The 16,627-nt window shown below is 72.5% G+C and carries 11 protein-coding genes; 5 read left to right on the top strand and 6 right to left on the bottom strand.

The annotated features are described in order from the left end of the window. Positions 1–3 precede the first annotated feature (3 nt). A complete protein-coding gene (locus ACSRUE_RS21970) occupies positions 4–1,587 on the top strand; it encodes a DHA2 family efflux MFS transporter permease subunit (protein WP_437766144.1) in 1,584 nt (527 codons plus the stop codon). 36 nt (positions 1,588–1,623) lie between these two features. On the opposite strand, the gene ACSRUE_RS21965 is transcribed toward ACSRUE_RS21970, so the two are convergent. The 4 genes from ACSRUE_RS21965 to miaB all read right to left on the bottom strand — a co-directional run bounded on the left by ACSRUE_RS21965 (position 1,624) and on the right by miaB (position 5,446). Then, complete coding sequence (locus ACSRUE_RS21965; RefSeq protein ID WP_441292707.1) at positions 1,624–3,063, bottom strand: VanW family protein; 1,440 nt, start codon at positions 3,061–3,063, stop codon at positions 1,624–1,626. 100 nt (positions 3,064–3,163) lie between these two features. Next, entirely contained in the window at positions 3,164–3,364 is a 201-nt protein-coding gene (gene thiS / locus ACSRUE_RS21960; protein ID WP_441292706.1) for a sulfur carrier protein ThiS, read from the bottom strand. Continuing rightward, the gene (locus ACSRUE_RS21955) at positions 3,361–3,945 is read right to left on the bottom strand and encodes a gamma carbonic anhydrase family protein (RefSeq protein ID WP_437766141.1); all 585 of its coding nucleotides are present in this window, start codon (positions 3,943–3,945) and stop codon (positions 3,361–3,363) included. The genes thiS and ACSRUE_RS21955 overlap by 4 nt, the downstream gene beginning before the upstream one ends. A 1-nt stretch (position 3,946) precedes the next feature. Further along, complete coding sequence (miaB, locus tag ACSRUE_RS21950; RefSeq protein WP_441292705.1) at positions 3,947–5,446, bottom strand: tRNA (N6-isopentenyl adenosine(37)-C2)-methylthiotransferase MiaB; 1,500 nt, start codon at positions 5,444–5,446, stop codon at positions 3,947–3,949. Positions 5,447–5,739: 293 nt separating this feature from the next. Here miaB and ACSRUE_RS21945 point away from each other — a divergent pair, with 293 nt between their 5' ends. From ACSRUE_RS21945 to ACSRUE_RS21935, 3 genes are all read left to right on the top strand, one after another. After that, positions 5,740–7,602 carry an AMP-dependent synthetase/ligase gene (locus ACSRUE_RS21945; RefSeq protein ID WP_441292704.1) on the top strand — a complete coding sequence of 621 codons (1,863 nt, stop codon included), beginning with the start codon at positions 5,740–5,742 and terminating at the stop codon, positions 7,600–7,602. 148 nt (positions 7,603–7,750) lie between these two features. Then, positions 7,751–8,713, top strand: a complete 963-nt coding sequence (pip, locus tag ACSRUE_RS21940; RefSeq protein ID WP_441292703.1) for a prolyl aminopeptidase — start codon at positions 7,751–7,753, stop codon at positions 8,711–8,713. 280 nt (positions 8,714–8,993) lie between these two features. Further along, on the top strand, positions 8,994–9,494 hold the full coding sequence (locus ACSRUE_RS21935; protein WP_441292702.1) for a host attachment protein: 501 nt from the start codon (positions 8,994–8,996) through the stop codon (positions 9,492–9,494). Here the strand turns inward: ACSRUE_RS21935 and ACSRUE_RS21930 are convergent. Further along, a complete protein-coding gene (locus ACSRUE_RS21930) occupies positions 9,460–10,962 on the bottom strand; it encodes an OmpP1/FadL family transporter (RefSeq protein WP_441292701.1) in 1,503 nt (500 codons plus the stop codon). The genes ACSRUE_RS21935 and ACSRUE_RS21930 overlap by 35 nt on opposite strands. Continuing rightward, positions 10,962–14,840: a hypothetical protein gene (locus tag ACSRUE_RS21925; protein WP_441292700.1), complete on the bottom strand. Its 3,879-nt coding sequence runs from the start codon at positions 14,838–14,840 to the stop codon at positions 10,962–10,964. Before ACSRUE_RS21925 ends, ACSRUE_RS21930 begins: the two co-directional genes overlap by 1 nt. 229 nt (positions 14,841–15,069) lie before the next feature. Between ACSRUE_RS21925 and glmU the strand changes: the two genes are divergently transcribed. Next, positions 15,070–16,431, top strand: coding sequence for a bifunctional UDP-N-acetylglucosamine diphosphorylase/glucosamine-1-phosphate N-acetyltransferase GlmU (gene glmU / locus ACSRUE_RS21920; protein WP_441292699.1), 1,362 nt, complete (start codon positions 15,070–15,072; stop codon positions 16,429–16,431). Positions 16,432–16,627: the final 196 nt, after the last annotated feature.

Below are 16,627 nucleotides of genomic sequence, written 5' to 3'. Positions count from 1 at the left end.
GCTGTGGCAGAGGTGGCTATCGCGGCCCCGCCGGCGTACGCCGACGCGCCCGCCAGCGCGAACAGGTGGCTCGTGGCCGTGGCGGTGGCCCTCGGCGCGCTCCTCGAGATCGTCGATACGAGCATCGTCAACGTGGCGCTCACCGAGATGCAGAACTCGCTCGGCGCCACGCTCACGCAGGTGAGCTGGGTCGTCTCGAGTTACGCCATCGCGAACGTCATCATCCTGCCGCTCACCGCGTGGCTCGGGCACCGCTTCGGCAAGAAGCGCTATTTCGTCTTCTCGCTCATCGCCTTCACCGCGGCGTCGGTCCTCTGCGGCGTCGCCCACAGCCTCCCGATGCTCATCGTCGCCCGCGTGTTCCAGGGGCTCGGCGGCGGCGGCCTGCTCGCGAAGGCGCAGTCGATCCTGTTCGAGACGTTCCCGAAGCACGAGCAGGCGATGGCGCAGGGCTTCTTCTCCGCCATCGTCATCGCCGGCCCCACGATCGGGCCGACGCTCGGCGGCTACATCGTCACGAACATCGACTGGCGCTGGATCTTCTTCATCAACGTCCCGCTCGGCATCGCGGCCGTGCTCATGTGCCTGGCCTTCCTGCCGCCGGACGCCGCGGGCGAGCGGGAGCGCGGCGGCGTCGACTGGATCGCGATCGCCCTGCTCGCGGCCGGCGTCGGCTCGCTGCAGACGGTGCTCGAGGAGGGGCACTCCGAGGCGTGGTTCGACTCGCCGTTCATCCTGGCGTTCTCCGTGATCGCGGCCGCGAGCCTCGCCCTGTTCATCCACCGCGAGCTCTCGTCGAAGAGCCCGATCGTCGACCTGCGCGTGCTCCGGCACCGCTCGCTCTGGGCGGGGAGCCTCCTGTCCGCCGTCATCGGCATGGGCCTCTACGGCGCGCTCTTCGCGGTGCCCATCTTCGCCCAGTCGATCCTTGGCTTCACGTCGCAGCAGACCGGCCTGCTCCTGCTCCCCGGCGCGCTGGCCTCCGCCTTCTCGATGCCGCTCGTGGCGCGGCTCCTGGGCCGGTTCGACCCGCGCGCGCTCCTCGTGGTCGGGGGGCTCATCCTGCTCGCCGCGCTCTTCCAGCTCCAGACGCTCACCCCGATGACGGGCTCGGGCGACCTGTTCTGGCCGCTGATCATCCGGTCGTTCGGCACGACGCTGATGTTCCTGCCGCTGAGCATGGCCACGCTGGGGCCGCTCCCCAAGAAGGACATCGCCGCCGCGACCGGCCTCTTCAGCCTGACACGGCAGCTCGGCGGCAGCGTCGGGGTCGCCTTGCTCACCACCGTGCTCGCCGACCGGCAAGCGTTCCACCGCGCGGTCCTGGTGAGCGACATGGGGGCGAGCGACCCGAGGACCCTGGAGCGCGTCGCCGCGTACACCGCGGGCTTCGCCGCGAAGGGGTTCGATCCGGCGGACGCGCGCGACAAGGCGCTCCACGTCCTCGACGGGATCGTGAACCTGCAGGCCGCCGTCATGTCGTTCAACGACACGTTCTGGGTCACGGCGGTGCTCGTCATCGCGACGCTCCCGCTGGTGCTCCTGCTGGGGAAGGGCCGGGGCGGCCCCGCGCCCGCGGGGCACTGAGCCGCTCGCCGAGGGGTCCGGCGCCCTCGACCGGGCTCACATCGAGTAGGCGCCGCCCTGCCCCGCCGCAGCGGGGGCCTCGGCGGGGGACTCCCCCTCGCGGAGCTCCTCCACCGCCTTCGCGTGCTCCGAGAGCGCCGGCAGCGCCTGCGGGTCGTAGTCGGGCGCGACCCAGAAGACCTCCGGCGCGGGCCTGTACTCGCTCGAATAGCTGCGCTCCGAGGCCTTGCCGTCCTTGTAACGGACGGTGACAAAGGACCTCACGTCGTATCCGCACGAGCCCTTCTGGTGGCGCTTCACCTTGCCCTCGGCGAGCTCGGACTTCACGTAGATGCGCCGGATGAAATCGTCGGTGTGCTCGGCCGAGACGTGGTGTTCGACCTCCGCCACGGGGTCGCCGCCCAGGATCTCGACGCGGAGCACCGTCGGCTCGGGGAGATACGCGTGGATCATGATCGGGAACGGGAGCGTGTTCCTGATCTTCAGGTCCGACTCCGGGTAGGTCACCATCGCGTCGAGCCCCATGGGGATGTAGGCGCTCGGGCGGGAGTGGCTCTGGCGGTCCGGCGTGTCGAGCGCGCCGAAGAGCGACGCGGCGTAGAGCGTGCTCGAGACCTGACATGTCCCCCCGCCGTAGCCGGGGACGGTCTCGTCCCCCAGGATCTCCGGGGCGATCGTGAACCCGTTCTTGGCCGTCCGGGGGCCGACATGGGCGTTGAACGAGAAGGTATCGCCCGGGGCCAGGATGGTGCCGTCGATCTTGGAGGCGGCGTTCCTGATGTTGCGGGCGCGCCCCGCCTCCTTGCCGTGGTGCTTGAACTTCGTCTCGTAGGCCGCGACGACCCTGGTGACGTCGACGCTCACCAGGTCGGCGACGGCGACCTGCGGCAAGATCTGCCGGACGGCGAGCTCGATGAGCTCCTCGTCGCCGTGCTCCCCGGCCCGCAGCGCCGCGAGGGAGGCCTCGACGTCGAGCGCCCGGCCGGCCTGCTCCGGGATCTTGCGCCGGTTCGCGAGATCGAGCCGCGCGTCCACGGGCGCCCGGTAGATCTGCGGAGCGAGCCGCTCGAGGAACGCCCGCGCCCGCGGCGCATCGACGGCCCAGGCGAGCGGCACGTCGATCTCGCCGCGCCGCGCCCCCCGGGCCTCCCGGAGCCGCCGCGCCCAGGGCCCCTCGTGGCCGACGCGCAGCGCCGCCGCGAGCGTCTCGTCGACGTCGACCTCGACGCCCGCCTCGCCGAGCGTCGCGGTGAGCTCCACGTCGTCGTGGCGCAGCCGGACCACGCGCTCGCGAAGCGCGTCGCGCCGCGCCGCGAGCCAGGCCGCCGGCGCGGCGCCGTCCGGCAGGAAGCGCTCGCCGACCGAGAGGCCGCGGACCACCGGAGAGGCCGGCAACGCATGGCGCACCGCCATGGCGGCGCCCACGCCGGCCGACCCGCCGAGCGCCAAGACCAGAACGAGGGCCCTCGTATCCACGGCAGCTCGACATGCTAGCCGGATCGCGGACGATCGGGAAGATCGCCAGACCGTTGAGAAGAGAAAAAACCGTCAGGACGCCAAGAACGCCGAGGCGGCCTCAACCGCCGCCGACGAAATGGACGATCTCGACCACGTCCCCCTCGGCGAGCTCGGCGGCCGTGTGCTCGGCGCGCGGTATCACCTCGCCGTTGCGCTCCACCGCGACCGGCCCCTCGGTCAGCCCGAGCAGCTCGACGAGCCTCCGCACCGTGAGCGCCGCCGGCACGTCGCGCGCTTCCCCGTTCACCGTGATGTTCATGGCTTCCTCACCTCTCGCATCACCAAGCGCGCCGCGACCTCCGGCGGCTCGACGGCCTCGCCGGCGAGCGCCGCCCGGAAGCGCCGCGCGTTCTCCACGTAGCCCGCAGCGCCGAGCTTCCCGAGCTCGGCCTGGTCCGGCCGCACCTCGCCCACCACCCGGGCCGGGTTGCCGCGCACCATCGAGCGCGGCGGGATCACCCGCCCCGGCGGCACCACCGCGCCCGCCGCGATCACCGAGCGCTCGCCGATCTCGACGTTGTCGAGCACGATGCTGCCCATCCCGATCAGGCACCCGTCCCCGACGCGGCAACCGTGCAGGATCGCGCTGTGCCCGATGGTCACGTCGGCGCCGACGATCGTCTGCGAGACGCCGCCCGTCAGGTGCAGGCACGCGAGATCCTGCACGTTGGTCCGCGGGCCGACGCGGATCGCGCCGATGTCCCCGCGCAGCACCGCGCCGAACCACACGCTCGCCTCGTCGCCGAGCTCGACGTCGCCGATCACCGTCGCGTTCGGCGCGAGGAACACGTCGCGCCCGAGCCGCGGGGCCACCCCGCCGAGATCCAGGACGAGCGCCACGTCACCCGCCCTCGGCGGCGACCACCGGCAGCGAGCGCCGGGCGGGCCGCGCCTCCAGGCCGCCCCGCTGCCGCGGCCGGGCCGCGGCGCGCGCCGCCTCGGTGAGCTCGGCCTGCAACGAGTGCTTGTTCGCCCGCGCGATCGAGACCTCGACGACCTCGCCGAGCAGATCGAGCTCCCCGGCGCCGTCGATGTGCGCGATCTCGTGGCGCCCCGTCCGGCCGGACCAGAGCGCGCCGCCGGCTCCGCGCTCACCACTCGCGCCCCGCTCCTTGTCGCGCCCCTCGACGAGCACCTCCTGCGTCGTCCCCACGAGGGCCGACAGGTGGGCGGCGAGCAGCGCCTCGCTCTCCTCGAACAGGCGCGCGAGCCGCTCGCCCTTCACGGCCTCGGGCACGTCGTCCGGCAGCTTCAGCGCGGGCGTGTGCGGCCGGCGCGAGTACTTGAAGCCGAACAGCCCCTTGAACCCCACCTCGCGCACGAGCGACAGCGTCGCCGCGAAGTCGTCCTCCGTCTCGCCCGGGAAGCCGACGATGACGTCGGTCGAGAGCGTCAGCCCCGGGACCGCCTCCACGAGCGCGCGCGTCCGCGCGACGTACTCGGCGCGCGTGTAGCGGCGGATCATCCGCCGGAGGACCCGATCGCTGCCCGACTGCACCGGCATGTGCACGTGGCGCGGCAGCGCCGGGAGCTCGGCGTGGGCGAGGACGAGCGAGGGCGTGAGGTGCCGCGGGTGCGGGCTCGTGTAGCGCAGGCGCGCGAGGCCGGGGACGTCGGCCGCGACGCGCCGGAGCAGCGCCGCGAACTCGCTCTCGTCCGGGTCGTCCGCGCTCGCGCCCGGGGCCCGCGGCAGCGCGCCGAGCGGGTCGCGGTAGCTGTTCACCGTCTGGCCGAGGAGCGTGACCTCGCGCGTCCCCGCGGCCACGAGCGCCGCGATCTCGGCGACGATCTCGTCGCTCGGCCGGTACCGCTCCGGCCCGCGGGTGTGGGGGACGATGCAGAACGAGCAGCGCTCGTCGCAGCCCTTCATGACGGTCACGAACGCCGTCGGCGCGGCGCGCGGCGAGGAGGAGGGCGACGGCGGCGACGCGACGAGGAACCGGGGCGCGTCGAGGTCGAACACCGTGCGCGCGATCGGCAGCCCGCCGATCGCGAGGTCGCCGAGCAGGCCGGGCAGCTCCGGGATGTTGTCGGGCCCCACCACGACGTCGATCGCGCGCATCTGCTTGAGGAGGCGCTCCCCCTCCTGCTGCGCCACGCAGCCCGCCACGACGAGCACCCGATCCGCGCGCTCCCGCTTCCAGCGCGCGAGCCGACCGACCTCGCTCCGCAGCTTCTGCTCGGCCTTCTCGCGCACGCTGCACGTGTTGAGCACGAGCACGTCCGCCTCGTCGGCGCTGCCGGCCTCCGTGTAGCCGGCGCAGCGGAGCACGTCGTGCATCCGCTCGGAGTCGTGCACGTTCATCTGGCAGCCGAACGTCGTGATGGAATACCGGGGCATCGAAGCGATGAACGCTCTAACAGAAGGGGCCCGAGGCCGCCACCTCGCGCGCCAGGAGCCCCGCGGTCGACGCCGCGACGCCGCGCGAGCGCTCCCGTTCCCCCCTCCCCCTCCCCCTTCCCCCTTCCCCGCTCCCCCCTCGTCCACCCCGCGCGGGCACCGCCGACCCCACGCCCACGCGACGCGCGCGGCGTCGCTCCAGCGTCGGCGCGATAACAGCCGGCGCCACGCGCCGCCAAAAGGACACTGGCGCGGCGCAGTACCATGTTAACACTCGGCTCGGGAGGAGACCGATGGCGAAACTGGAGAACCTGGTAGACCTGCTCGATCGCGCGCTGAAGCTTCATGGCCAGCGGCCGCTGTTCGGCACGAAGACCGATGGCCGCTGGGACTGGATCACGTACGCGGAGTTCGGGCAGCTCGTCGCCAGGTTCCGCGGCGGGCTGGCGTCGCTCGGCGTCCAGCGGGGGGATCGGGTGGCCCTCATCTCCAACAACCGCGTCGAGTGGGCGGTCTCGGCGTACGCCTGCTTCAGCATGGGAGTCGCCGTCGTGCCGATGTACGAGGCGCAGCTCCCGAGCGAGTGGGCGTTCATCATCAACGATTGCGAGGCCGTGGCCGCGATCGTCGCCACGCCGCAGATCTACGGCAAATGCAAGGATCTCGCCGAGAAGGCGCCCTCGCTGAAGCACGTTGTCTGTCTGTTCGACCCCGACGGGGCGAGAGACGGCGTCCCCGGGGCGAAGACCAGCTCGTACAAGGAGCTCCTCGCCGCGGGCGAGGGGGGCCCGGCCCCGGCCATCCAGCCGACATCGAAGGACACGGCGTGCCTCATCTACACGTCGGGCACGACCGGCAACCCCAAGGGGGTGATCCTGTCGCACGGCAACATCGCCTCCAACGTCTGCGCGGTGCTGGATCTCATCCCCTTCGGCGGCAACGATCGGAGCCTGTCGTTCCTCCCGTGGGCCCACTCGTTCGGCCACACCGGCGAGCTCCATGTGATGATCACGGTGGGCGCGTCGATGGCGCTGAGCGAGTCGGTCGACAAGATCCTCGCGAACCTCGGCGAGGTGCGCCCCACCGTGCTGATGAGCGTCCCGCGGATCTTCAACCGCATCTACGAGGGCGTGCAGAAGAAGATGGCGGGGAAGCCCGCCGTCATCCAGGCCCTGTTCCGCGCCGGGATGCGCGCCGCGACGAAGAAGCAGAAGGGCGAGCCCCTCGGCGTCGTCGAGCGGCTCGCGCTCGTCGCGGCGGACCGCGTCATCTTCTCGAAGATACGCGCCAGTGTCGGCGGCAAGCTGAAGTACGCCATCAGCGGCGGGGCGGCGCTCGCCTATCAGGTGGCCGAGTTCGTCGACGCGCTCGGCATCACCGTCTACGAGGGCTACGGCCTCACGGAGACATCGCCCGTCGCCACCGTGAACTACCCGGGGGCCCGCCGCCTCGGCAGCGTGGGCAAGCCGATCCCGGGCGTGAAGATCGTCATCGACAGGTCGGAGACGCACGACCCGAAGCAGGGAGAGATCGTCGTCTACGGCCCGAACGTCATGGTGGGCTATTACAAGCGCGACGAGGAGAACAAGGCCGTCTTCACGGAGGATGGCGGCTTCCGCACAGGCGATCTGGGCTACCTCGACGACGACGGCTACCTCTTCGTCACGGGCCGCATCAAGGAGCAGTACAAGCTGGAGAACGGCAAGTACGTCGCGCCGGCCCCGCTCGAGGAGAAGCTCAAGCTGTCTCCGCTGATCAACGGCGCGATGATCTACGGCGACAACCGCCCCTTCAACGTGGCGGTGATCGCGCCCGAGATGACGGCGCTCACGGAGTGGGCGCGGGCCGAGGGCCTCTCGTTCGAGTCGACGGAGGCGATGCTGAAGCACCCGCGGGTGGTCGCGCACGTCCAGGCGGAGGTCGACAGGTACGCGTCTGATTTCAAGTCCTTCGAGAAGATCAGGCAGATCGCCCTCGCGGCCGAGGATTTCACGGCGGAGAACGGGATGCTCACGCCGACCCTGAAGCTGAAGCGGCGCGTGGCGCTCCAGAAGTACGGGCCCGCGCTCGAGGCGCTCTACGGCGGCGCGGGCGGCGCGGGCGGCGCGGGCGGCGCGGAGAAAACCGCTGCGCGCGACGCCGCGCAGCCCGGCTGAGCCGCCCGCGCGTCCCGACCGGCGGTCCCTCGCCGCTCCCCCGCCGCGACCTGCCCTCCCCTCGTCCAGGCCCTCTCCCCTCCCGGCGCGCCTTCGCGTACCCTGGGCGCGCCGGCGCGCGCGACGTCGACCGGCGAACGGGAGCGGCATGACGACGACAGGCACCCAGAGGCGAACGCTGTATCCCGAGCTCGAGCCGTACCGCGCCGGGAGGCTGCGCGTCTCGGAACTTCACGAGATCTATTTCGAGGAGTCGGGCAATCCGCGCGGCAAGCCGGTGGTCTTCGTGCACGGCGGCCCCGGGGGCGGCACGGAGCCGAAGCAGCGGCGCTTCTTCGACCCGGCCGCCTACCGGATCGTGCTCTTCGACCAGCGAGGCTGCGGCAGGAGCACGCCGTACGCGTGCCTGGAGGAGAACACCACCTGGCACCTCGTCGCGGACATGGAGGCGCTCCGCGAGCACCTCGGGATCGAGCGCTGGCAGGTGTTCGGCGGCTCGTGGGGGAGCACGCTGTCGCTGGCCTACGCCGAGCGGCACCCGGAGCGGGTGACGGAGCTCGTGCTGCGCGGCATCTTCCTCCTGCGGAAGCAGGAGCTCGACTGGTTCTATCAGCGGGGCGCGAGCGCCATCTTCCCCGACGCGTGGGAGGAGTACCTCGCGTTCATCCCCGAGCCGGAGCGGGACGATCTTCTCACGGCGTACCACCGGCGCCTCACGAGCCCGGACCCCGGGTTGCAGCAGCGGGCGGCGCGCGCGTGGAGCGTCTGGGAGGGGCGGACGAGCTGCCTGTTCACGAACCACGAGCTCGTCGCGAGGACGTCAGGTGATGAGTTCGCCCTCGCGTTCGCCCGGATCGAGTGCCACTATTTCATGAACAAGGGGTTCTTCACGGCGGAGACGCAGCTGCTCGACGACGTCCACCGGATCCGCCACATCCCGACCGTCATCGTGCAGGGCCGCTACGATGTGGTCTGTCCGCCGGAGAGCGCGTGGGCGCTCCACCGCGCGTTCCCCGAGTCCGATCTGCGCATCGTGGCGGACGCAGGGCACTCGGCGATGGAGCCGGGCATCCTGCACGAGCTGGTCGAGGCGACCGACCGGTTCCGTTGACCGGCGGTCAACGAGCGCGGCCGCGGCGGCGCGGCCGCGCTCGGTGGACACGCCCGGTACACCAAACACCGTATTTCGCGGTCAACCACCTCCCGAGCGCCGCTCGCCCCCTCTCGCTCTCCATGGATTCAGGCCGCGCGCAGGTGGTCGAGCCTGCTGGAGCCTGCCTCTCGGGGTGCGACTACCGAATTGCGTCGGACTCGGCCCTCCGGCCGCTTGCGCCGCGTGGGGTCGGTCTTTAACGTAAACCAAGGGAAGGTTGATTCCCCCGTGGAGGCTTATGGCAAAGAAGGCAGCACGGAAGACATGGATCCTGGTCTCCGACGCAAGCCGTGCCCAGCTCTATCGCGAAGAGCCTGCTGGCAAGGGCTTCACCCTGCTCGAGTCGTACAATCATGACGAGAGCCGGGCGCGCGTGCGGGATCTGATGGCCGACGCGCACGGCCGCAAGCCGAACGGCACCCCCGGCGGGAGCGGCAGCCCTGTCGGCGGCCCGGGGGGTCAGTACCTCGGCCGTCCGGGCGCCGCCCCCGACACCGATCCCAAGGAGGTCGAGAAGCAGAAGTTCGCCCTGGAGCTCGCGGAGGTGCTGGAGAAGGGTCTGAACGAGCACGCTTACGAGACGCTGGTGCTCGTCGCGCCGCCGCATTTCCTGGGCCTGCTCCGCGGCACGGTGAGCAAGCAGGTGAGCAACCACATCGAGACGAGCGTGGACAAGGACCTGAGCTGGCTGGACGGCCCCCGGCTCACGGAGCGGCTGCGCGAGCTGCGGGCCGGATAACGCCGCTCCCGGCTGTCTCGAACGTGTAGGCGACGCCGAGCCCGACGACGTTCGCCCGGGCGCTGTAGGCGCCGCCATTGATGGTGTTCGGGTCCTCCGGCGGATTGGCCCGCACCGGGCTCACCTGCGGGAGCCGCGCTTCCCTCGGATCGACCCTCACGTCCGCGGCGAAGGCGTGCGCGTAGCTCGCGTCGAGGCGCCACCGGCCGAGGTGGACGCCGAGGCCGGCCGCCGTCGTCAGCTTCGTCGCGTCGATCGTGAGGACCGACAGGTACCCGGGCGGGACGGCGCTCTGCTCGAGGCTCACGCCGGCGCGCAGATCCCACCGCGCGCCCGCGAGATCGAAGGAATACTCACCCCCGAGCCTCGCCGAGAGCGAGCTCTGAAACCGCCGCGGGAACGAGACGGCTGGCACGCGGAACTCCTCCGGGAGGCCGGCGACGTTCCGGAGCACCACGCCGTCGGGCTCGACGAGGATGTCGTCGTGCATGCTCCAGCCCTCGACGCCGAGCCCGAGCTCCACGCGCAGGTCGTCCACGACCCGCGCCTCCACCCCGGCGCGGAGGATCCACGGCAGATCGAACGCGACGTCGGCGTCCTCGCCCTCCTGGACGGCGCGCTCGAAGACGGGCGCCGCGGGGAGCCGCGCCCTGAATTTGGCCGGCGCGCGCACCCAGATGGGCAGCTGGAAGGCCAGGCCGACGCGCCAGCGCGGCGTCGGGACGAAGAGCGCCCCGAGCTGGCCCGTGGGCGCGACGATGGGCGCGACGCTGAGCTCGGAATGGATGTCCCACTCCGGATCTTCGGGCGCGCAGAACATCCGCTCCGGGAGGCACCCGGAGACGACCATCCGGCTGTTGAACGCGCCGACCAGCGCGCCGAGCCCGGCGCCGAAGCGCCATTCGGGCGACGGCGCGTACGCCGCCCCAACCCCCACGAGGGCGAGCGCGGAGCCCTCGAGCGTGAGCAGCGCGTAGCGCTGGGGCGCCGGCATGCCGTTCACCTGCTCCGGATAGCTGGAGAGGGCCGCGTACGGCGCCCACGTCCCGCCCCAGACGACCCACCGCGGATCGACCTTGAACGACGCCGCCAGCGTGGGGATCGGCAGCACCGGCGCGCTGCCGGTCACCGGCTCCATCGTCTGCACGAAGCTCGCGCCCGTCGGCTCGCCGGTGTTCGGGTCGACCTGCCGTACGATCGCCTGGCGCGTGTGCCGGCTGCGCCACTCGAAGAGCCCGACGTCGAACAGGACCTGGGTGCCGGCCTCGTAGACGCCCGCGGGGTTGTAGGCGATCGCCCCGAGATCGTCGCCGCCGGCGATGTACGCCCCGCCGCGGGACGACGGGCGGACGCCGCGGTCGGTGAAGTACAGCCCGGCGGCGCCGGCGTCGCCCGCGGGCAGGAGGAGCGCCCCCGCGGCGGACGCCACGGAGAGCACGGCGCGGATCGTGGGCGTTCGCACGTGCATCACTCGTGCGGCCGGTTCTTGACGATGGCGTAGATCTGCTCGAGCCCGCGGGTCTCGTCCGTCAGGAAGTCCCTGGCCGAGACAAACAGCTGCCGGTAGTCCTCCGCCGTCAGCGGCGCGCCGCTCCCGGCCTCGATGCGGTTCACGTCCGCGAACGCGTCGAGGAACACGTCGAGCGGCGCTCGGCCGTCCGCCATCGGCGTCACGAGCGCCGGCAGCACGCGCTCCATCGCGCGGTACCTGTCGTAGCGATCGTCGTGGAGCGCCTTCAGCGCCACGAGCCCCGCGTCGGCCGCGCCCGGCCCGCCGGCGGCCCCCGCCGGGGTCAGCGCGGTCGATGCGGCCTTCAGGATCCGGCGCAAGGCGTCGTCGTCGGCGAGGAGCTGGAGGCCGTCGGCGAGCGCCGTCGGCAGCACCTGGAACGGGGCGCCGGCTGCGTCCGCGTCGAGCAGGTAGGTGAGGAACCGCTCGATCTCCCGCCGCGCCGGCTCGTGGGCGCGGACTGCCTCCATCACGTCGGCGGCGGCGGCGAACAGCGGGTGGCTCAGGAGGTCGCTCACCGTGGCGCCGAGCTCCTTCTGCGCCCAGGCGCACCGCCCGGTCGTCTCGCGATCGGGGCAGCGGGCGTTCAGCTGCTCTCGGAGGACGCGCAGGACGAGGGCGCCCATCCTCGGGAGCGCGCGGTTCTTGAACCGGGCCTCGGGCCCCGACCCCTCGACCGCGAGCAGCGCATCGACGAGCTCGTCCACGCCGCGCTTCCACTGGCCCTCTCGCTCGGCGGCGCCGGGCGCATTGCGCTGCGCAAAGCGCGCGTCGACGCCGTTCAGAGCGCCGGCGAGGAGGGTGAACACGGTGAGCTGGTCCTGGACCCGTCCATCCGTCCACGTGGCATTTTTCTTCCCCAAGCGGTCGACCATGCCCACGCCGGCCGCGTAGCGGGCGCTGAAGAGGATGCGCGCGAGCTTCTCGATGACCTGGGCCTTCGTCAGCGGCCGATCTGCCGCGGGGCCGCGCCGCACGGTCACGGACGTGTCGCGCGCCATCCGGGCGAACGCCACCGACGACGCCAGGACGTCCTCGGCCCGGAGCGCGTCGGCCACGAGCGGCTCGTAGCTGTTGACACCTGCCTCCGAGCAGTACGCGGTGTTGGTCTCGGGCGAGCCGGCCTTGACGCACTCCGGCCCGTGCTCCTTGCCCGGCCAGTGGCGGTACGCCGTGCTGAAGAGATCGGTCAGGATCGCCTCGCCGGTGGTGCCCTGGTCGACGTCGGCGAACGCCTTCACGATGGGGCCCAGGTACGCGGCGAGCCCGAGCTGCTCCAGGAGGTAGGTCGTCCCCGGGTGGCGCACCCGGATCAGGTTCTCCGGGGAGCTGCACGCGTTCACGCCCAGCGCGTTCCTGGGGCAATGGATCGTGCCGGCCGGCTCGAGCGTCCCCGAGATGAACAGGTTCGTCGTCAGGTTCGCGCCGGTCCGGAAGGGATCCAGGTCCGGCAGCCCCGGGAACCTGCCCGAGTCCGCCCCGAAGTAGATGAGCCGGCTGAGCGCGGCCGGCGTGGGGTGGCTCGTCAGGCCGCCGATGCCGCTGGAGTCCACGAGCACCGAGTCGGTCACGAGCAGCGCCAGGGCCGAGGGCTTCACCTCGAGCTCGGCCCGCTTCGGGTCCCCGTCGGGGAGGAGCGAGTCGAGGTAGAAGGCCGCCAGGTCGTCGATCTGGAACAGCTCGCACTCGGCGAACTCGACGAAAGGCACCGTGATCTCGAAGGCGCTCACCACGGCGCCCTCCTTGTTGCACTGCCTGACGCCGGCGGTGTCGTGCATGAGCTGCATCAGCCGCTCCATGCCCGAGCGGTTGTCGCCGCCCCTCGGCTTCTTCGGGTCGACCGGCGTCTTCGGGGCCGCCGTCGACGGCGCCCCGACCGTGAGGTTGATGGCCGGGCCGTTCAGGTCCGCCGGGTTGTACGCGTACTGGTCGCGGGTCGTGAGCATCGCCGCGATCGCGTCGCCCGCGTGCCGCGCGCTGCCGTGCGGGGTGAGGAGCGCGCCGCCCGCGATCGCCTCGAGCAAGCGCGCCACGAGCCCCGGCTGCTCCACGGCCCTGCCGAGCGCCGCCGCGAGCTCGTCCCAGAGCGGCGCCTCGTCGTCGATCCGCGCGGGGGCCTCCTTGCCCTGGGCGGCCAGCCGGTCGTGCTCGCGGGCGACGTCCCGGATGCGCAGCGCCGCGGCGGTCATGCGTGCGAGCTCCGCCTCGCGGTTCTCGAGCAGATCGATGAGCGTGAGCAGGAGGACGTCCGAGTCCCTGTCGGCGAGCACCTGGCCGACCGCGTGCGCGAGGTCGGCGAGCGGCGAGTCCTCGCCGCGGAAGCGGCGGTACGACAGGCAGCCGTCGCACCGCTCGTCCGTCGGCACGACCCTGCCGCGGCGGACGTCGTAGCGGGCCTCCTCGCGGTCGCCGAAGAGCAGGTACGCGCCGGAGAGCGCGTACATGAGCCCTTCGTGCTCGGTCTTCCACGGCTCCGGATCGCCCTTGCCCGCGTACCGGGTCCCGTCGACGAGCGGCACGATCGACCGCAGCGCCGCGCCGAGGACGGTGCGGGAGGTGTCGACGTAGGCGTAGAGCTCCGGCGAGAGGCCCCCGAACGGGTCCCGCGGCGGCTCGGTGACGCCGGGGATGGCGAACGGCGGTTCGATCGCGAGCGGCGCGCCGGTCCGGTCCACGAACCTGCCGGACGCGTCGACGTCGGCGAGGCCGTCGCCGTCCGCGTCGGCGAAAGGCGCGGGGACCGCGTCGCCCTGGGGGAGGACCCACCCGCGCCCGTCGCGGCGGGCGATGAAGATCGACGGCGGCGCGGCGAGCGCGGGGTGCTCCGCGAGCAGCGCCGCCTGCGCGAGCTCCAGGGTCGTGCGCGGGCGGCTCGGCTGCGCGGTGGCGGTGTCGATCGCGAGCGGCGCCCGCTCCGGCGGCGACAGCGTGGCCAGCGCCTGCTCGCCGGCCGCGAGCAGCGCCTGGAGCGCGGGCGCCCCCGGGCCGCCGGGGCCGAGCACGTCGAGCGCCGCCACGGTCATCGGGCGCAGCCCGGGGTACGCGAGCGCCGCGCCCGCCATGCCGAGCCCCACCTCCGCCGAGCGATAGCCCTGGCGCCCCCAGATGCTCGCGAGCGCACAGACGGGCGTTTCCCGCCCCTCTGCCCGGTCGCAGGCGATCGGCGCCCGCTCCCGCTGCCTCTTCTGGTCGCTCTCCTCTTCCGCTTCCGCTTCCGCTTCCGCCGGCCGCGCGCTCTCCTCGCCGCCGTGGATGAGCGCGTCGAGGAGCCGGGCGATCCCCCGGGTCGACGCGGGCAGGACCGGCGGCCCCGCCGCGTCGAACGGGTTCGTCTCGTAGAGCGGCGCGAGGGTCTGCGAGAGGCTCAGGACGGCATCGTGCAGCCGGATCGTGCCGCCCCCCTCGCCGGGCGCGACGTTGTCGATCTCGATGTCCGGCACCGCGGCGTTGACGGCGTCCACGAGGGCGTTGCGCCACCGCGCCATGGCCTCCACCTTGGCCACGCCCAGCCTGCGCGCCTGCTCCGCCCGCGCGCCGGAGACCGGCGGGAGCAGCGAGACGTCAACGTCGTCCTCGTACCTGCCCTCGCGATCGTAGTGACAGACGCGCTGGTACGAGGCGCCCGTGGGGTCCTCGTGGAGGCTCGACGCGCCCACGCGGTCGCAGAGCATGCCGAAGACGTCGTCGCCCAGCCCGCCGCCCTCCTTGACCCTGGGAGGCGCCACCCGCGTCGTGTCGAGCGGCTCGTGACACGAAGCGATCACCCCGCCGGCCGAGACGAGCGCGACCAGCCGGAGCATCCCAGCGGCCGAGGAACCCAGCGCGCGCCTGCGCATGACGACAACCTCCCCCAGTTGCCCCCAGGGTAGACGATTCCACTCCAGGTGCGTAGAGGCTTGGCGCCCCTGGGGGGTGTGGGATGGGCTGCGCGGAGCGCACGTTCTCCAGGGTTCACTGCGCTGCGACGGGGACGGCGGCGGGCTCGTGGGTATAGGCTGAGGAGCGATGGCGACCCAACCCACCCCGCTCACCGCTGTCGTTCTCGCTGCTGGACAAGGGACCCGGATGAAGAGCGCCCGGCCGAAGGTGCTCCACGAGCTCTGCGGCCGGCCGATGCTCCATTACGTCGTCGACGCGGCGCTGGCCGCCGGCGCCTCCGACGTGGTGGTCGTCGTCGGCCACGGCCGCGACGAGGTCTCGGCGGCCCTGGACAAGGCGTTCGGCGCCCAGGGGAAGAAGGTCCGCACCGCGCTCCAGCCCCAGCAGCGCGGCACGGGCGACGCGGTGCGCTGCGCCATGCCGCACATCGACCCGACCTCCGAGGCGATCCTGATCCTGTGCGGCGACACGCCGCTGCTCGACCCGGAGCAGCTCACGCAGCTCCGCGGGGCGCTCGACCGCGCGGGCGACGCGCCGATCGCGATGCTCACCGCGGAGGTCTCCGATCCGACGGGGTACGGCAGGATCCTCCGCGACGCGTCGGGCCGCGTGATCGGCATCCGCGAGCACAAGGACGCGACCCTCGAGGAGCGCGCGATCACCGAGGTGAACCCCGGCGTGTACCTCGCCCGCAGCGGGTTCCTCGGGCGCGCGCTGGCCGGGCTGACGACGGACAACGCGCAGGGCGAGCTCTACCTGACCGACATCGTCGCGCAGGCGGCGAAGGCCGGCGGCGCCGCGGCGGTCGTGGCGAGGGACGCCGGCTCGCTCGTGGGCATCAACGACCGCGCGCAGCTCGCCGCCGCCGAGGAGGTGCTCTACGGCCGCGTCGCCGACCGGCTGCGCAAGAGCGGCGTCACGATCCGCACGAGCGCCCGCGTCGACGCGGGCGTGGCCGTCGAGCCGGACGCCGTGATCGAGCACGCCGTGGTGCTGCGGGGCCGGACGCGCGTGGGCGCGGGCGCGCGGATCGACGTGGGCTCGGTGCTCACGGACGTGGTCGTCGAGGCGGGCGCCTCCGTGAAGCCGTACACGGTCGCCTCGCAGTCGTCGATCGGCGCCGGCGCGCAGATCGGGCCGTTCTCGCACCTCCGCCCGGAGAGCCAGATCGAGGCCGACGCGCACATCGGCAACTTCGTCGAGACCAAGAAGACGGTGGTCCGGAAGGGCGCGAAGGCGAACCACCTCGCCTACCTCGGCGACGGCGACATCGGCGAGGGCGCGAACGTCGGCGCCGGGACGATCTTCTGCAACTACGACGGCTTCCGGAAGCACCGGACCGAGATCGGCGCCGGCGCCTTCATCGGCAGCGACTCGCAGATCGTCGCCCCGGTGAAGATCGGCGCGGGCGCCTACGTGGCGACGGGCACGACCGTGACCCGCGACGTGCCGGACGAGGCGCTGGCGATCGGCCGGGTGAAGCAGGAGAACAAGGAGGGATACGCGACGCGGCTCAAGGCACGGCTGAAGGACGCGTCGAAGAAGTAGGCCCGGGATCGCCCTGTCGCATGTGGACGGCGTCGCTGAGAAGCGCAGATGACCGGCCAGAAGCGGGCGAGGTCAACGTGCCCCCGTGCTGTTCACGCACGGTGGGGGGCGCCGAGGCGACCGGCCGGCCCCTCGGGATCACACCTTCCAGCGCCCGGAGGCGCGCCGCGAGCGCATCGGCGCGCCGGCCCGAGCT

This window comes from Sorangium sp. KYC3313 (assembly GCF_052075895.1).
Classification (GTDB): Bacteria; Myxococcota_A; Polyangia; order Polyangiales; family Polyangiaceae; genus Sorangium; species Sorangium cellulosum_B.
The sequence above is the reverse complement of the archived record's forward strand: the minus strand, read 5'-3'. Positions and strand labels throughout refer to the sequence as shown.